The sequence below is a fragment of the Pseudomonas sp. Marseille-Q0931 genome (assembly GCF_940789645.1).
Taxonomy (GTDB): domain Bacteria; phylum Pseudomonadota; class Gammaproteobacteria; order Pseudomonadales; family Pseudomonadaceae; genus Aquipseudomonas.
Genome location: NZ_CALNWT010000008.1, coordinates 85,633 through 102,202, shown reverse-complemented (window position 1 = coordinate 102,202; position 16,570 = coordinate 85,633). Strand labels below are relative to the sequence as shown.

Sequence of the window (16,570 nt, the reverse complement as noted above, 5' to 3'; positions counted from 1 at the left end):
GGCATTTCCTCCCTGAAATCAGCCCAGGCAGCTTGCCCGATCCAGCCCTGCCTCACCAGCGGCCGGCACCGCCGCTGTGCGCGGGGCCACAACCGCTGGCCCATCCTGGCACCGATCACCATGGCCGCTGACTTGCGGCGCCACGGCCGCAATGGCTATTGGCAACCAGCCTGACAGCCCGAAAACCGACAATCCCGGGGCGCTTCATCTGCCATGTGACAGCAGCCAGGAGACTGCCATGCGTGTGCATCATCCGCTTCGCGTTCATCTGGCAGCGGAATGTGGCCGACATCATCCGCCAGGGCCTGGAGCAGGCCCGGAAAGGCCCCTACAACCTGGCCGGTGATAGCGCCATGAGCCTGCGGGAGATCGCCGCCATCCTGCAGAAACCTACCGGCCGCTGCCGGCAGAGTGGCGCGCTACGCCAGCCGCGCCGACCTCCGCGTGCAGGGCATCAGCTATTGCTCAGACGGAAGCCGACCTTGAGCGTGACCTGGTAGTGACCGACCTTGCCATTCTCGATATGGCCGCGGGTCTCGAGCACCTCGAACCAATCCAGGTTGCGCACGCTCTTGGCGCACTCGGCCAGGGCGTTCTCGATGGCATCCTCGATGCTGGTATGCGATGAACCAACGATCTCGATCTTCTTGTAGGTGTGATGGTCGGACATGTTCAGCTCCTGAAATTGAAGGGTTCATCTTCAAGACTAGCCACCCGGCCAGAGGTTTCATTTACAGGCCTCAGGTCAGTCGAAAGGATGCGACAAATTCTCATTAATAATGAGACACCATCGAGTCGATCCCTCCAAGTTCGCCTCTTCTTCAGCGACAAACACCGCTGGCTGCTGCAGCATATCCAGCGCCAGCTGCGCAACTGTGCCGACGCTGAAGACGCAGCAGCAGCAACCTTCTGCCAGCTGCTCACTGCGCGGGGTCGACCCGGCGCATCTCGAGCGCCCACGCGCCTTTCTCTGCCGGCTGGTCTACGGCCGTTACCGCCTGGAGCAGGCTATCTCGAGCGTCTTGCGCTGCTGCCGAGAGGTCGCGCCGTCACTCAGAAACAAGCCGCTTCTTATCCACAGCCGCCATCAGAACTCCACTTCGTAACCGAGGGTGAAGGTGCGCCCGCGGCCTTGATAGTCGTACAGGTAGGCCGGACCGTACGCTGGCGAATAGAACAGCGCGGCGCGCTGACCCCAGACGGTGCTGTAGCGCCTGTCCAGCAGGTTCTGGATACCGGCGCTGAAGGTACCGAAGTCGGTGTCCTGACGCGCGCTGAGGTCGAAGGTGGTGTAACCCTCGATGCGGTGTCCGGCGTCGTCGCTCAGGTCCATTGCGTGGCTGCCCTGCAGGCGCAGGCTGCGTCGCTCGTCGCTCCAGCCCACGAATGCGGTGGTCTTGGACAGCGAAGCGTAGCGCGCATCGCGTTTGATCCAGTCGCCGTCGTCGTCCTCCTCTTCGGAGCGCACCAGGTGCAGGGTGGTGCCGGCCTGCCAGCCGCTGTCGAAGTCGCGGCTCAGCGCGGCCTCGAAACCGAAGTCGCGGCTCTTCTGTTCGTCGACGTTGATGGTCAGGGTGGCGCTGTCGGTATTGATCACCTTGTCCGACCAGATGTAGTAGAACGCTGCCTGAGCCTGCCAGTAGGCATCGTTGAAGCGCCAGCCCACCTCCACCTGGCGGCTCTTGATGCCGGCCAGCGGATTGTCCGCCACCGACAGTCCGGCGCGGCCGTAGTACTTGGCCGGATCGGCCAGCTCGAAACCTTCGCTGTAGTTGCTCCACAGCTGGTGACCGTTGGCGAAGTCATAGAGCGCGCCGAGGTTGTACAGGCCGACTTCGTAGTCGTTGCTGCCGCCGGGCACACCGCGAAAATCTCCGACCTCGACGTCCATGTGCTGCTGGCGGGCGCCGGCGGACAGACTCAGGTGCTGGGTCAGTTGCCAGTCCAGCTGGGCGTAGGCCGACAGCCCGTCGACCACATAGCTGGGGTAGCGCGCAGCGCTGCTCTGAGTGTCCAGTTCCAGGCCGCCGCTGTCCGAAGAGCGCTGTGCGTCGAAGACCTTTTGCGTAGCGTTGAAACGCTCATGATCGAGGTCCAGACCATAGGTCAGCTTGATATCGTCCCACTGCTTGCTGAACAGCCCCTTGAGGCCGCTGACTTCGAAGTTCTGCTGCGAGCCGGCGAAGTAGATGCCGTTGCTGCCCCGCGGACTGCCGGCGTTGTAGTAGGGGAAGGGGTGGAAGTTGTTGTCCTCGCGACGGTAGTAGCCCTGCAGGTAGAAGTCCTGGCCGAGCAGCTCGCTGTTGCGGTAGCTGGCGTTGATCAGGGTGCGGCGGGTGCGCGGCTTGAGGTCGGTGTCGAGGCCGTTGCGAATCTCGGCATCGTCGAGGTCCGAGGGCGCGTTGGCATTGAGGTTGGGGAAGTAAATGCCGGTGCTGCCGTCGTTGCCGGAGTCGTAGTACTGCGCCAGCAGGTCGAGCTGCTGGGTGTCGTCGAGGCGCACGGCGAGGTTGCCGAGCACGTCCACGGAGCGGTTGTACTGCAGGTCGGTCTGCGTGTTGTCGAGGAACACCTGCTCGCCGTCGGCATCGTAGAAGGCTTCGTTCTTCTCCAGGGAGACGCCGAGGCGGCCCTGCACGCGCTCGTTGCCGCCGCTGACCGCCTGCGCCAGGCGCGTGGACAGGTCATCGCTGTTGTTGAAGCCGCTGGTGACGCTGGCGTTGCTTTGAAAGCGCGCCGGGCCGGCTTCGCCTTTACGCGTGACGATATTGATGATGCCGCCGGTGGCGCCGCCGCCGTACAGAGCGCTGGCGCCGGAGAGCACCTCGACGCGCTCGACGTTGAACGGGGCGATGCTGTCGAACTGGCGCGAGAGGCCGCGCGAACTGTTCTGACTAACTCCATCAATCATTACCAGCACGCCGCGCCCGCGCATGTTCTGGCCGTAGTTGGTGCGGCCTTCCGGGCCCAGGTCAAGGCCTGGCACCAGCTTGCCGAGTGCCTCCTTGAGGCTGACGCCGGTGTCGAGCTGCTCGCGCAGCTGCTTCTGCTCGACCACCCAGACGGTGCCGGGAATGGCGCTGATTTGCGTCGGCGTGCGCGACGCCACCTGGATCTGCATGGCGTCCAGACGCACCCGCTCGCGGTTGCTCTGCGCCTCGCCGCTCGGCGCGGCGGCAGGCGCGGCGTTGCGCTGCAACAGCACGCTGTGCTCATCGGTGAAGGTCCAGCTCACGCCGCTGCCTTCGAGCAGCCGCTGCAGCGCCTCGCGGGCGGTGAAGCTGCCCTGCAGGCCGGGGTTGGGCAGGCCCTGCAGGTCGCTGGAGTTGAACAGCAGGTGCAGCCCGGCCTGATCGGCGAACTGGGTCATGGCACCATCCAGGTCGCTGGCGCTGATGTGCAAGTCATAGCGGGTCGGCTCGGCGGCCTGGGCCAACGGCCAGGCAGTGCCGATCAGGGTCGCGAAGGCGAGGGCGCGGTGCAGGGCAGAAACGGGATGGCGCATGGCGGGTTATCCGTGTCGTGTGGCAGTTTCGTTTTTGGGAATAAGTCGCGTTCCCCTCTACGACGAAACGTCCGATACGATCCTGCAGTGCCGGATGAAAATTATTTTTGCCGGGGCAAGCTATGGCTCAGCCTCGGCCCCGGATTGCATCCGGGCTACCGACTGGCCTGACAACTGTAGGAGCGGCTTCAGCCGCGATTCACGCTTCGAAAGCTCGCCGCTGAAGAGCGTCTACCACTAGGCGGCGTCCGAACCTCAGCGCGGCTGCACCAGCACCAGCCAGGGCAGGCGGGTGATGCGCAGCGGCTGCAGGCGCTCCAGATTGGCCAGCAGCGCTTCTGGCTGGTCGAGGTCGACCACGCCGCTGATGCGCTGTTCGCGAAGCGCGGCATCCTCGATGAGGATGCGCCCCGGCAGGTAGCGCTCCAGTTCGGCCAGCACTTCGCCGAGCGGGCGCTGGTTGAAGATCAGCTTGCCGCGCTGCCAGGTACTGGCGTTATCCAGGTCCAGCACCTGCAGCGGCCCGGGCGCCTGCTGCTGGCGATAGTCGAGCCGCTGGCCGGCGTCGACACGCACGCCCGGCGCCGCGCCGCTGCGCACCTGCACCACGCCTTCGCTGACCTCCACCTGCACCCGATCGGCGCGCAGGGCAACATCAAACCGCGTGCCCACAGCGCGGACCTGCCCGTCGGCGGCCTGCACCACGAACGGCCGCTGGGCATCCTTGGCCACCTCGAACAGCGCCTGGCCGCGCTGCAACTCCAGGTCACGGGCGTCGGCGGAGTAGCGCACCGACAGCGCGCTGTCGCTGTTGAGCCAAACCCGGCTGCCGTCGTCCAGCTCGATCAGGCGGCGTTCCCCGACTGCGGTGTAATAGTCGGCGCTGAGGTTTTCCAGCAGTTGCGGACGACCGAGCAGCGTCAGCAGCAGGCCCAGGCAGAGCGCCGCGGCCATCGCCGGCAGGCGCCAGCGCCGGGCCGGGCGGCTGCGCTGGCGATGGCGGCGGGCGGTGTCGGTGTGCTCCAGCGCTGCCCAAAGCGCCTCGGCGTTGCGGGCGGCGCGCGCATGCGCCAGGCTCTGTCGGCGCCAGCGCTGCCATTCGGCGCGTGCAGCGGCCTGCTCGCCACCGGCATGCAGGCGCAACAGCAGTTCGCTGGCCTGATCGTCGAGCTCGCTCATGCGTCGGCCTCCTCTTCGCTGCGCCACTGTCGACAGTGGCGCATGGCTTGGATCAGGTACTTGCCGACCATGCTTTCGGAAACCCCGAGGCGCGTGGCGATCTGCGCGTAGGTCAGGCCGTCGAGGCGATTGAGCAGCAGGGCTTCGCGGACCTTGGCCGGCAGGCTGGCCAGCGCGGCGTCGAGGCGCGCCAGATCTTCCTGGGCGAGCAGACGCGACTCCGGCTCGGCCAGCGGATCGCTGAGCTGCTCGAGAATCTCGCCGTCATCCTGTTGTTCGGCCAGGCGCTGGTCACGCCGCAGGTTGTCGATGGCCAGGTTGCCGGCCACGCGAAAGACATAGGCGCGCGGATCGCGCACCGCATCGCCGTCATCCTGATGAGCCAGACGCAGCCAGGTGTCCTGGGCGACATCGGCGGCGCGTTGCGAGTCGCCCAGGCGCCGGGCAAGAAAGCGCAACAGATCCTCATAGTGGATCTGGAAGCTCTTGAGCAAGGGCGAGGAAAAGCGGCGGCGCATGTAAATCGCGAATCTCTCGAGAACCGACCGACTGACGGGCGATGAAAAGGGCTGGCAAGCATACCTGCTAGTGCGAATACTTATCACCATCGACTTGCCGGCTCAGCCCGCTCTCCGCAATTCGCGCCGCAACCAGTCGGCCAGGCGCTCGCTGCGGCTATCGCCGGGGCGCGACCAGAGCGCCAGTTGCGCCGCGGTGTCGGTAAAGCCCCAGGGCGCGACCAGACGGCCTGCAGCGAGGTCGTCGGCCACCAGCAGCTGTGGCGCGATGGCCACGCCGAGGCCGGCAGCGGCCGCTTCGAGCAGGTAGTAGAGGTGCTCGAAGCCCTGCCCCTGCCTGAGCGCAGCCGGTGCCAACCCTTGCGCATGCGCCCACTGCGGCCAGGCCTGAGGGCGCGAAGCGGTGTGCAGCAAGGGCTCGCCGAGCAGCGCCGCAGGTGCCTGCCCGGCCAGCTCGGCATGCCGCGCATAACGCGGGCTGAGCACCGGCCCGATGCGCTCGGGCGCCAGCGCGTGCACCTGCATGTCGGCCGGCCAGGGCGGCTCGGCGAACAGCAGCGTAGCGTCGATACCCGGGCGGCGCGGGTCCAGTTCGCCCTCGCTGGCCGACAGTTGCAGGTTGAGCTCCGGCAACTCGCGCTGCAAACGATCCAGACGCGGGATGAACCAGCGCGCCAGCAGGCTGCCGGGGCAGCCGAGCACGAAGGGGCGCTCCGCCTGCTGCCGACGCAGATCGGCACAAACACTACTCAGGCGCTCGAAGCTCTCGGAGGCGACATCGCGCAGGCGTTGGCCGGCATCGGTGAGTTTCACTCCGCGCCCTTCCTTGTGGAACAGGCTGACGCCGAGCTGTTCTTCCAGCGCACGAATCTGCCGGCTGATGGCCCCATGGGTAACGTGCAGCTCTTCGCCTGCCTTGCTTACGCTCTGCAGGCGGGCTGCGGCTTCGAAGGCGCGCAGGGCATTGAGTGGGGGCAGGTCTCGGCTCATGGGAGAGGTGATTTTTCCTGACGAGTCAGGGCATCTAATCACGATCCCGACGGGCCGCCAACCTGCCGGATGGAATCAGTCGCGCTCGATGTGGTGCTCGACGCCGCTGGTTTCGATCTGCGGCTCGTCGCCACGCCAAGTCAGTTGCTGGCCGATGCCGTTGACTTCGATCTGCACGGGGCCGCTCAAGTCCAGATCGAGCACGTGGCCTTCGCCGTATAAGGCGACCTGTGCCGGCTGACCGCTACCCTGCACCTGACTGTCGATACGGTGTTCGCTGCCGCTGACATCAAGCCCGCCGACACGCTCGGCCTCGACGCGATTGTTCGCGCCGGTCACCACCAGGCTGGTGGCCTCGCCGAAACTGACCTGCTGTTCGGAGCCACCCACTTCAACCTGGCCACAGTCACCGGCGAGGCGAAACTGGTTGCCATTTCCGGTGATGATCACGTCGAGTCCGTTGCATGGCACATCGCGGGAAACGCCGATGTCGTCCAGCTCCAGTGTCTGTGCCTGGGCCGTACTCAGCCACGCCGCAACCACCACGCCTACCGCCAATACCTTGTGCATCCCTTTTCTCCCTGGAAAAACGGCTGAGCAGCCGCCGCTGCTGAGACTGGCCAAGCGTCGCCGAGTTCTGCACCGCCTATCGAAACGAGCGCCTGGCGTCATCAGACCTGTGAGTTTTTCTGACGAATCGATTCGATCTAATCGCTTTTATCTCACTCAGCCGGCGGTAGAATGGCCCCATCAACCACTCGCCCTGCCAGCCCAGCGCTGTCGACAAGGAGCACGCCATGACCTCATTTCGTACCGGCCCCGACGCTCGCGGCCTGTTCGGCCGCTTCGGTGGTCAGTTCGTCGCCGAAACCCTGATGCCGCTGATCAACTCGCTGGCCGCCGAATACGAGCAGGCCAAAAACGATCCGGCCTTCCTCGAAGAGCTCGCCTACTTCCAGCGCGACTACATCGGCCGCGCCAGCCCGCTGTACTACGCCGAGCGCCTCTCCGAGCACTTCGGCGGAGCGAAGATCTACCTCAAGCGCGAAGACCTGAATCACACCGGCGCGCACAAGATCAACAACTGCATCGGCCAGATCCTCCTGGCCAAGCGCATGGGCAAGCAGCGCATCATCGCCGAGACCGGCGCCGGTATGCACGGCGTGGCCACCGCCACCGTGGCCGCGCGCTTCGGCATGCAGTGCGTGGTGTACATGGGCACCACCGACATCGATCGTCAGCAGGCCAACGTCTTCCGCATGAAGCTGCTCGGCGCCGAGGTGATCCCGGTCACCGCCGGCACCGGCACCCTCAAGGACGCCATGAACGAAGCCCTGCGCGACTGGGTGACCAACGTCCACAACACCTTCTACCTGATCGGCACCGCTGCCGGCCCGCACCCGTATCCGGCCATGGTCCGCGATTTCCAGTCGGTGATCGGCAACGAAGTACGCGAACAGATCCTGGACAAGGAAGGGCGCCTGCCCGACTCGCTGGTGGCCTGCATCGGCGGCGGCTCCAACGCCATCGGCCTGTTCCACCCTTTCCTTGATGACGAAGGCGTGCAGATCGTCGGCGTCGAGGCTGCAGGCCACGGCATCGACACCGGCAAGCATGCGGCGAGCATGGCTGGCGGCGCGCCGGGCGTGCTGCACGGCAACCGCACCTTCCTGCTGCAGGACGAGGACGGCCAGATCACCGATGCCCACTCGATTTCCGCCGGCCTCGACTACCCCGGCGTCGGCCCGGAACATGCCTGGTTGCACGAGATCAAGCGCGTCGAATACGTGCCGATCAGCGATGACGAAGCCCTCGAAGCCTTCCATCACTGCTGCCGCCTGGAAGGCATCATCCCGGCCCTGGAAAGCGCCCACGCGCTGGCCGAAGCCTTCAAACGTGCGCCCAAGCTGCCCAAGGATCACCTGATGGTGATCAACCTGTCCGGTCGTGGCGACAAGGACATGCAAACCGTGATGCACCACATGGGCGAACAGGAGAAACACGCATGAGCCGCCTGCAAAACCGTTTCGCCGAACTCAAGCAGGAAAACCGAGCCGCGCTGGTCACCTTCGTCACCGCCGGCGACCCCGACTACGCCACCTCGCTGAGCATCCTCAAGGGCCTGCCGGACGCCGGTGCCGACGTGATCGAGCTGGGCATGCCGTTCACCGACCCGATGGCCGACGGCCCGTCCATCCAGCTCGCCAATATCCGCGCGCTGGCCGGCAAGCAGGGCATGCAGCAGACGCTGCAGATGGTTCGTGAATTCCGTGAGGGCAACCAGAGCACGCCGCTGGTGCTGATGGGCTACTACAACCCGATCTTCGTCTACGGCGTGGAGCGCTTCATCAGTGACGCCAAAGAAGCCGGCGTCGACGGCCTGATCGTGGTCGACCTGCCGCCGGAGCACAACGACGAGCTGTGCGAACCGGCGCAGAGCGCGGGCATCGACTTTATCCGCCTGACTACACCGACCACCGACGACGACCGCCTGCCCACCGTGCTGGCTGGCAGCTCCGGCTTCGTCTACTACGTGTCGGTGGCCGGCGTGACCGGCGCCGGCGCGGCGACCATGGATCATGTCGAGGAAGCTGTGGCGCGCCTGCGTCGCCACACCGACCTGCCGCTGTGCATCGGCTTCGGCATCCGCACCCCGCAGCACGCCGCCGAAGTCGCCAAGCGCGCCGAAGGCGCGGTGGTCGGCTCGGCACTGATCGACAAGATCGCCGAGGCGAAGAGCCCGCAGCAAGCCATCGACGGCGTGCTCGGCCTGTGCCGCGAACTGGCCGAAGGGGTACGCGGCGCGCGCCGCTGATCGCTTTCGATCCCCCCAAAAAAACCGCTGCACCTGGCGACAGGGCAGCGGTTTTTTTCGTTCGAGTATCGGCTGCGCTAATGCATTACCGCGCGCGCATCAGAATGTAATCGAAGCGTTTCTGGCCGATGAAGAAGCTGTACCGAATCTTTCCGGTCTCAGCCTGTGGCGACAGGATCGAGCGATGCTGGGACTTGTGATACGAATGGCTGAACAGCCTCGGTTGATCCGAGTAGGCGAAGCTCTGGTAATGCAGTTCATCGCCCTGCCAGTTAACGCCGTTGAAAAGATAATGCCAGTTCTTGTCACTGGCGTGATGCAGCTTGGGGCGACCGGATGAATCCCTGATCACCTCGACCTGCACCTCTCCGTTTTCGTCCACCCAGCGCCCCATGTAGCGCTCGATATCGGCGTGTGCCGGTATGACCGGAGCCGCGACGAAATCGCTTGCCTTGAACGCTGACTGCTTACTTTCATCGACCTGCGGTTCGACGTAGAGCGCGCATAGCGGCGCGACCTCGTTGCGCTTGAGGTAGGAAAAATTCAGATCGAAGCCCGCTACCTGCATACCGAGCCTCATGCTGTTCGGCTGAAGGTCCAGCACCTGAAGGTCGAAGGCGCGTTGAGGCGAGGAGACATGAATGCTCCGGCCGTCCTCGCTGAAACGGTAGTCAGACTCTTCGATGCCACGCTTGTCAGGCTCGGCGCAGTTGAAAGAGTGCAGCAGGACCTTGCCGTCGGCGCGGTATTCGGCAACATTGGCAATACCGTTACGCAGCGGCAGCATCGCCCAGATGCCGACTAACCGTTGGTCGTTTTCAGTCGCAGAGGGCGCCTGCTCCTGCTGCACGGCTTGATTGGAGCAGGCACCGAGCAGCAGCCCGGCCAGCGACACGAACAAAATTTTTTCACGATTATCTCCCTATACATGAAGCTCCGGCTCTGCGGATTGGCCCGAAGACGGTTGGCGACGCCGGCGAAGTTTGCCTGTTCATCCGAGCCGGCGCGCTCGTGGCGTTCGCATAAAACAGAGATGGCGCAGATTGAGCGTCATGCGCTCCAGAGCGCCGCCATGGCTTAGCGCACATCGAGCAGCAAGGCATCGGTCGCCGACACCAGCTCGGCGAGAAGCGGCTCATCGACGTCCATGTAGCCCTCGTACTCCGCCAGATTGCGTCGGTCATGACATAGCGCGAACAGGCGCACCTGCACCTTGCTGATGGCGAGGGTATGCGCCAGGCACTGGAAGACCAGATAGCGGCGGTCGGAACGATAGTCTTGCAGGCGCAATGCCGTCAGGGCTAGGGCGTGGGCGGCGTTGTAGGCGAGGTCGAAGCGGCTGGCGAATGACAGCGCAGGGTTGTGGGCGTCCTGCAGGCGGTCGATGGCCGAACGCAGCAGGCCTTCGCATTCCTTGCGGTCCGCCGGTTCGGCCTTGAGGCCGCCCGTGCGTAGCAGGTTTTCCAGATTGTCGTTACTGACCATGTTCGGTTCCCTCTGGATCGTGGCCGATCAGCTCGATCTTGTCCTGCTGCGCCACCCGCAGCACGAAGCTGTTGCCGGCGGCCTTCCTGGCTTGCCACTGATCCGGAGTATACAACGTTGGGTTGATGGTTCGCCCCAGTTGCGCCTCGACCGGTAACAGTCGCTCCATTACCTCGGCATAGCTGAGGCCATCGCCAATGAGCATCAGGTCGATGTCGCTGTCGGCCTGTTCATGCCCCTTGGCCAGCGACCCATAGACGAATGCCCATGCCAGTTGCCCGGCCAGCGGCGCGAGCGCTTCACGCAGCGGCGCGTCGATACCAAAGGTCTTGCGTACTATGCCCTGCAGCTCGGCGTAGATCGGGCAGCCCGGATTGGCCTGGTAGTGAGTCTGGTTGCCCTGACGGCTCATGACCAAGATACCCACCTGCTGCAGGCGTTCCAGCTCACGCATCAAACTACCTTTGCCGACCTGCGCATGGCGGGCGATTTCATTGGCATAGAAGCTCTGTTGCGGCTTGCCGTAGAGCAGCCCCAGCACCTTGCGCTGGGTGCCGGTGAATAGCGCCTCGCTTAATGAAAGACTTGGCATATGAAGATCCATTAAGTCCCTATTAAGGAACGATAAGTCCTTATTTAGGACTCTTCAATGCTCTTTCATCGGGAGCGCAACCTGCATCCCCTTATGACGCCGCAAGCGTGGCCTACTCACCAGCGCCGGCCCGCTTGAGCAACTGCTTGCAACGCTCGGACAGGTGGACCACGCGCAGGTGCTTGCCGGCGCGCTCATAGCGTTCACGCAGGGTCTTCAGCGCGGCGATGGCGGAGTAGTCGACGAAGCTCAGGTGGCGGCAGTCCAGGGTCACCTGCTGCGGGTCGTCGGCCGGCTCGAACTGGGCGAGAAAGGCAGTGCAGGAGGCGAAGAACAAGGTGCCATGCACACGGTAGAGCTTGCTGCCGTCGGCCTGCATGTCGCTGTCGGCATACAGCTCGCGGGCATGCTGCCAGGCGAAGTTGAGCGCGGCGATAACGATGCCGCAGAGCACCGCCGTGGCCAAATCGGTGGCGACGGTGATGGCAGTCACCGCGACGATCACCAGCACGTCGTTGATCGGCACCTTGCCGGCCACGCGCAGCGAGCCCCAGGCGAAGGTCTGCTGCGCCACCACGAACATCACCCCGACCAGCGCCGCCAGCGGGATGCGCTCGATCAGCGGCGAGAGGAACAGCACGAAGAGCAGGATCATCACCCCGGCGACCACGCCGGACAGCCGCCCGCGCCCGCCGGAGCTGAGGTTGATCACGGTCTGGCCGATCATCGCGCAGCCGCCCATGCCGCCGAACAGGCCTGAGGTCATGTTGGCCACGCCCAGCGCCACGCACTCGCGATCCGGATGGCCGCGGGTGGCGGTAATCTCGTCGGTGAGGTTCAGCGTCAGCAGGGTTTCCAGCAGGCCGACCAGCGCCATCAACACCGCGTAAGGGGCGATGATGGAGAGGGTTTCCAGATTCCAGGGAATGTCCGGCAGCATCAGGTTCGGCAGGCCACCAGCGATCTGCGCCATGTCGCCGAGGGTATGGGTCGGCAGGTCCAGCAGGTAGACCAGCGCGCCAATGCCGAGGATCGCCACCAACGCCGGCGGCACCGCGCGAGTCAGTCGCGGCAGCAGGTAGACGATGACCATGGTCAGCGCCACCAGGCCGAGCATCAGGTACAGCGCGTTACCCTGCAGCCAGTGGCCGTCGTGCTGGAAATGCTCGAGCTGAGCCAGGGCGATTATGATCGCCAGGCCGTTGACGAAGCCCAGCATCACCGGGTGCGGCACCATGCGGATCAGCTTGCCCAGGCGCAGCAGGCCGAACGCCAGCATGATCAGACCGCCGAGCAGCACCGTGGCCAGCAGGTACTGCACGCCGTGTTGCACCACCAGCGCGACGATCACCACCGCCATCGACCCGGCCGCGCCGGAAATCATGCCTGGCCGGCCGCCGAACAGGGCGGTTAGGGTGCAGATGATGAAAGCGCCGTACAGGCCCATCAGTGGGTTGACCTGGGCTACCAGGGCGAAGGCGATGCACTCGGGCACCAGGGCGAAGGACGAGGTCAGGCCGGCCAGCAGGTCGGCGCGAAGGGATGCGGGTTTCATGGTGTCTCGGCAAGCCGGCAGAACCGGACGATGGCGGCGGAACGAAAAGAGGCGCGCATGGTAGCGCCTGAATACCCGAGCGTCATGCCTGGCATCGATACACCTATGGCGGCCGTGGGATACATTCGGCAACCTGAAGACCAAAACGACAAGGGAGCCCAGCCATGAGCAAGAACCTGCTGATAACCGGTGCCAGCCGCGGCATCGGCCGCGCCACCGCCCTGCTGGCCGCTGCTGGCGGCTGGACGGTCGGGGTGAACTACCGCAACGACCGCGACGCCGCCGCTGAGGTGGTGGCGCAGATCGAAGCCGCGGGCGGCAAGGCCATCGCTCTGCCCGGTGATGTGGCGGTCGAAGCCGACGTACAACACCTGTTCGCGGCCATGGACAAGCTCGGCCCGCTGCATGGGCTGGTGGTCAACGCCGGCATCGTCGCGCCGCCCATGCCGCTGCTGGAGATGAGCGGCGAGCGCCTGCGGCACATGTTCGACGTCAACGTGCTGGGCAGCTACCTGACCGCGCGCGAGGGTGCCCGACGCATGGCACGCAGCCGCGGCGGCGAGGGCGGTTCGATGGTGCTGGTGTCGTCCATCGCCGCCAGCCTCGGCGCCCCCTTCGAATACGTCGACTACGCCGGGGCGAAAGGCGCCATGGACGTGCTGACCCGCGGCCTGGCCAAGGAGCTGGGTGGCGAAGGCGTGCGGGTCAATGCCGTGCGCCCGGGGTTGATCGACACCGAGATCCACGCCAGCGGCGGCCAGCCGGATCGCGCCGAGCGTCTCGGCAAGACCACGCCGCTGGGCCGCGCCGGGCGTGCCGAGGAAGTCGCAGAGGCGATCGTCTGGCTACTCGACGACAAGGCCAGCTATACCACCGGCGCGTTGATCGATATAGCTGGCGGCAGATAGCGCCCAGAGTCGCGGCTAAAGCCCCTCCCACACATTCGTGGTCTGGTGCGCCCTGCGCACCAACACTAACGGCTCAATCCCAGCGCGGCGCGAAGCCTGGATTGGCAACGCGTTCGCCACGATCCAGCGCCTCGATGGCTGTCATGTCTTCGGTGCTCAGGCGCAGCTCGGCAGCAGCCAGGTTGGCGGCCAGATTCTCGCGCTTGGTCGAGGAGGGGATCACCGTATAGCCCTGCTGCAGCGACCAGGCCAAGGCGACCTGCGCCGGGCTGACACCATGAGCAGCGGCGATGCGCTGGATTTCCGGCTCGGCCAGAACCTTGCCGTAGGCCAGTGGCATGTAGGCGGTCAGATGGATGCCCTGCTGACGGGCGAAATCCACCAGCTTGCGGTTCTGCAGCAGCGGATGGATTTCTACCTGGTTGGTTGCGATCTCCTCCACACCGACGGCCTCGATGGCCTGGCGCAAATGGGCGATGGTGAAGTTGGACACACCGATGGCCGCGGTCAGACCCTGGCGCTTGGCCTCGAGCAGTTCGCTCAGATACTGCGCCACGGGAATCTCGTCATTCGGCGACGGCCAGTGGATCAGGGTCAGATCGACCCGCTCCAGGCCCAGGCGCTGCAGGCTCTCCTGCAAGCTGGCGATGACCTGGCCACTGCCGAGGTTCTCGGTCCAGATCTTGGTGGTGACGAACAACTCGTCACGCGCCACGCTGCTGTCGGCGATGGCCTGGCCAACCTCGGCCTCGTTGCCGTAGATCTGCGCCGTGTCGATATGCCGGTAGCCTAGCTCGAGGCCGGTGCGCACCGAGTCGATGGCGACTTGGTCCTTGAGTCGGAAAGTGCCGAGACCGAAGGGTGGAATGAATTTCATACAGAACTCCTCATGGGTTACGCAGCGCTGGCCGAGCATCGGGCCGGAACGGGTACGGAAGTTTCGGCCTCATCGATCGCGCAAAAGTTGCAGGCCCTTGGCGGGCCGGGTTGAGAGGAAGCAGTATCCGCGTCAGACTCATGCGGAAATAGCGGTCAACCTGACAAACACTTTTGACTGAAGGTCAACGATGAAGACCAGCCTGGAAGAAATGCTCGCTTTCGTCAGCGTTGTCGACAGCGGTTCGATCAGCGCCGCGGCCGAGCAACTGGAGCAAACCGCGTCGGGCGTCAGCCGCGCGCTTAGCCGTCTGGAGGAAAAGCTCGGCGTCACTCTGCTGCGCCGCACCACGCGGCGCCTGGAGCTGACCGAGGAGGGCGAGGTGTTCCTAGCTCAGGCGCGGCGCATCCTGGCCAGCGTCGAGCAAGCCGAGGAGCAGATGACTCTGCGCCGCCAGGCACCGGCCGGACGTTTGCGGATCAACACCGCCTCGCCCTTCATGCTGCACGCGATCCTGCCGCTGATCGGCGAGTTTCGCGCGCTTTATCCGCAGATCGAGTTGGAGCTGAACAGCGACGACCGCATCATCGACCTGCTGGAGCGGCGTACCGACCTGGCCATCCGTATCGGCAACCTGCCGGACTCCAGCCTGCACGCCCGGCCGCTGTGCCACAGCTATCGCCGCGTGCTGGCCAGCCCCGAATACCTGCGCCGACATGGCACGCCGGCACGCACCGAGGATTTACCCGGCCACAGCCTGATCGGCTTCACCGAGCCGGACAGCCTCAACGACTGGCCGCTGCGTCATGCCCTCGGCGAGCGCTGGCACATCACGCCGAGCCTGCGCGCCTCCAGCGGCGACACCATCCTCGCACTGGCCCTGGCCGGCGAGGGCCTGGTATGCCTGTCCGACTTCATGACCGATGCCGCCCGCGCCAGCGGCGCGCTGGTGGAGGTGCTGGCCGAGCAGCGCGTGGAGGTGCGCCAGCCAATCAATGCGGTGTACTACCGCAACACCGCGCTGGCTTCGCGCATCACCTGCTTCCTGGATTTCCTCAGCGAGCGACTCGGCTGCCCGACCTGAGACACAACGACCGTAGCCCGGATGCAATCCGGGGCCTGAACCGTGGTTTCCCCGGATTGCATTCGGGCTACGGCAGGTAAAACGAAAAAGGGCGACTCATGGAGTCGCCCTTTTCTGCATGTCGCTGCAGATCACTGCGCGGCCTGCAGGCTCCATTCGGCCAGCTTCTGCTGCTTGTAGCTGAGCGCAGCTGCCGGTACCGGGGTGACCTTGCCGGTCTCCATCCAGCGCTTGAGGCGGTTGGCATCGGCCATGTGGGTGTACTTGCCGAAGGCGCCGAGCACCACGAAGGCCACCGGACGGTTGGCGATGGTGGTGGCCATCACCAGGCAGCGGCCGGCGGCATTGGTGAAGCCGGTCTTGCTCAGGTTGATGTTCCAGTCCGCCTTGCGCACCAGCGCGTTGGTATTGCGAAAGCCCAGGGTGTAGTTGGGCTTGCGGAAGGCTACGGTGGCCTCGGAGTCGGTGCTGAACTGGTGGATCAGCGGATACTGGTTGGCCGCCTTGACCATCAGCGCCAGGTCACGGGCGGTGGCGACGTTGTGCTCGGACAGGCCGGTAGGCTCGACGAAATGGCTGTGGTGCATGCCCAGCGCCTTGGCCTTGGCGTTCATGGCCGCGATGAAGGCCGCGTGGCCACCCGGGTAATGGTGGGCGAGGCTGGCGGCGGCACGGTTCTCCGAGGACATCAGCGCCAGGTGCAGCATCTCGCGGCGGGTGATCTCGCTGCCGATGCGCACGCGGGAGAACACGCCCTGCATTTCCTGGGTATCGCGGATGGTGATCGGCAGCACCTCGTCCAGCGGCAGCTTGGCATCGAGCACCACCATGGCGGTCATCAGCTTGGTGACCGAGGCGACCGGCAGGCGCAGGTCCGGGTTGCTGGAATACAGCTCCTGGCCGGTCTTCAGGTCGATCAGCAATGCGCTGCCGGCGGCCAGCTGCTGCTTGGGCTGGACCGGCGCGGCCTGGAGGTTCGAAACAACAAGGCTGCCGCACAGCAGCAGGCCCAAAATCGAATGACGGAGTTTCAAGATTCACTTCACCGGTTGGAGTGGAGGG

Annotated in this window: 16 protein-coding genes and 2 pseudogenes; 6 read left to right on the top strand and 12 right to left on the bottom strand. The window is 65.0% G+C overall.

Annotation, left to right across the window (positions count from 1 at the left end; translation table 11 throughout):
- Nucleotides 1-254 precede the first annotated feature (254 nt).
- A pseudogene (locus P3C50_RS14225) lies at nt 255-389 on the top strand (epimerase); the annotation flags it as partial.
- A 65-nt stretch (nt 390-454) separates the two neighbouring features.
- On the opposite strand, the gene P3C50_RS14220 reads toward P3C50_RS14225, so the two are convergent.
- Nucleotides 455-670: a dodecin gene (locus tag P3C50_RS14220; protein WP_275546504.1), complete on the bottom strand. Its 216-nt coding sequence runs from the start codon at nt 668-670 to the stop codon at nt 455-457.
- Nucleotides 671-757: 87 nt separating this feature from the next.
- Between P3C50_RS14220 and P3C50_RS14215 the strand changes: the two are divergent.
- Nucleotides 758-1,036, top strand: a pseudogene (locus P3C50_RS14215) (hypothetical protein); the annotation flags it as partial.
- Between the two features lie 51 nt (nt 1,037-1,087).
- Here the strand turns inward: P3C50_RS14215 and P3C50_RS14210 are convergent.
- From P3C50_RS14210 to P3C50_RS14190, 5 genes are all read right to left on the bottom strand, one after another.
- Entirely contained in the window at nt 1,088-3,505 is a 2,418-nt protein-coding gene (locus P3C50_RS14210) for a TonB-dependent receptor (protein WP_275546503.1), read from the bottom strand.
- Between the two features lie 255 nt (nt 3,506-3,760).
- The gene (locus P3C50_RS14205; protein WP_275546502.1) at nt 3,761-4,684 is read right to left on the bottom strand and encodes a FecR domain-containing protein; all 924 of its coding nucleotides are present in this window, start codon (nt 4,682-4,684) and stop codon (nt 3,761-3,763) included.
- Nucleotides 4,681-5,202 (bottom strand): RNA polymerase sigma factor, encoded by a 522-nt coding sequence (locus tag P3C50_RS14200; RefSeq protein ID WP_143505011.1) that lies wholly within the window; start codon nt 5,200-5,202, stop codon nt 4,681-4,683. The genes P3C50_RS14205 and P3C50_RS14200 overlap by 4 nt, the downstream gene beginning before the upstream one ends.
- A gap of 102 nt (nt 5,203-5,304) precedes the next feature.
- A complete protein-coding gene (locus P3C50_RS14195; protein WP_275546501.1) occupies nt 5,305-6,192 on the bottom strand; it encodes a LysR family transcriptional regulator in 888 nt (295 codons plus the stop codon).
- 75 nt (nt 6,193-6,267) lie between these two features.
- Nucleotides 6,268-6,762: a DUF3060 domain-containing protein gene (locus P3C50_RS14190; protein ID WP_275546500.1), complete on the bottom strand. Its 495-nt coding sequence runs from the start codon at nt 6,760-6,762 to the stop codon at nt 6,268-6,270.
- Between the two features lie 227 nt (nt 6,763-6,989).
- Here P3C50_RS14190 and trpB point away from each other — a divergent pair, with 227 nt between their 5' ends.
- Both trpB and trpA read left to right on the top strand, forming a co-directional pair.
- Nucleotides 6,990-8,201 (top strand): tryptophan synthase subunit beta, encoded by a 1,212-nt coding sequence (trpB, locus tag P3C50_RS14185; protein ID WP_275546499.1) that lies wholly within the window; start codon nt 6,990-6,992, stop codon nt 8,199-8,201.
- Entirely contained in the window at nt 8,198-9,007 is an 810-nt protein-coding gene (gene trpA / locus P3C50_RS14180; RefSeq protein WP_275546498.1) for a tryptophan synthase subunit alpha, read from the top strand. Before trpB ends, trpA begins: the two co-directional genes overlap by 4 nt.
- Nucleotides 9,008-9,092: 85 nt before the next feature.
- Here the strand turns inward: trpA and P3C50_RS14175 are convergent, their stop codons facing one another.
- The 4 genes from P3C50_RS14175 to P3C50_RS14160 form a co-directional block, all read right to left on the bottom strand.
- Nucleotides 9,093-9,902: a hypothetical protein gene (locus P3C50_RS14175; protein WP_275546618.1), complete on the bottom strand. Its 810-nt coding sequence runs from the start codon at nt 9,900-9,902 to the stop codon at nt 9,093-9,095.
- A 182-nt stretch (nt 9,903-10,084) separates the two neighbouring features.
- On the bottom strand, nt 10,085-10,492 hold the full coding sequence (locus P3C50_RS14170) for a hypothetical protein (RefSeq protein ID WP_275546497.1): 408 nt from the start codon (nt 10,490-10,492) through the stop codon (nt 10,085-10,087).
- The gene (locus P3C50_RS14165) at nt 10,482-11,084 is read right to left on the bottom strand and encodes a transcriptional regulator (RefSeq protein ID WP_275546496.1); all 603 of its coding nucleotides are present in this window, start codon (nt 11,082-11,084) and stop codon (nt 10,482-10,484) included. Before P3C50_RS14165 ends, P3C50_RS14170 begins: the two co-directional genes overlap by 11 nt.
- A 112-nt stretch (nt 11,085-11,196) precedes the next feature.
- Nucleotides 11,197-12,639, bottom strand: a complete 1,443-nt coding sequence (locus P3C50_RS14160; RefSeq protein ID WP_197858778.1) for a SulP family inorganic anion transporter — start codon at nt 12,637-12,639, stop codon at nt 11,197-11,199.
- 164 nt (nt 12,640-12,803) lie between these two features.
- Between P3C50_RS14160 and P3C50_RS14155 the strand changes: the two genes are divergently transcribed.
- On the top strand, nt 12,804-13,547 hold the full coding sequence (locus P3C50_RS14155; RefSeq protein WP_275546495.1) for an SDR family oxidoreductase: 744 nt from the start codon (nt 12,804-12,806) through the stop codon (nt 13,545-13,547).
- Between the two features lie 73 nt (nt 13,548-13,620).
- Here the strand turns inward: P3C50_RS14155 and dkgB are convergent, their stop codons facing one another.
- Nucleotides 13,621-14,424 (bottom strand): 2,5-didehydrogluconate reductase DkgB, encoded by an 804-nt coding sequence (gene dkgB / locus P3C50_RS14150; RefSeq protein WP_275546494.1) that lies wholly within the window; start codon nt 14,422-14,424, stop codon nt 13,621-13,623.
- Nucleotides 14,425-14,614: 190 nt separating this feature from the next.
- Between dkgB and P3C50_RS14145 the strand changes: the two genes are divergently transcribed.
- Nucleotides 14,615-15,508 (top strand): LysR substrate-binding domain-containing protein, encoded by an 894-nt coding sequence (locus P3C50_RS14145; RefSeq protein ID WP_275546493.1) that lies wholly within the window; start codon nt 14,615-14,617, stop codon nt 15,506-15,508.
- Between the two features lie 131 nt (nt 15,509-15,639).
- Here the strand turns inward: P3C50_RS14145 and pbpG are convergent, their stop codons facing one another.
- Nucleotides 15,640-16,542 (bottom strand): D-alanyl-D-alanine endopeptidase, encoded by a 903-nt coding sequence (gene pbpG, locus P3C50_RS14140; RefSeq protein ID WP_275546492.1) that lies wholly within the window; start codon nt 16,540-16,542, stop codon nt 15,640-15,642.
- Nucleotides 16,543-16,570: the final 28 nt, after the last annotated feature.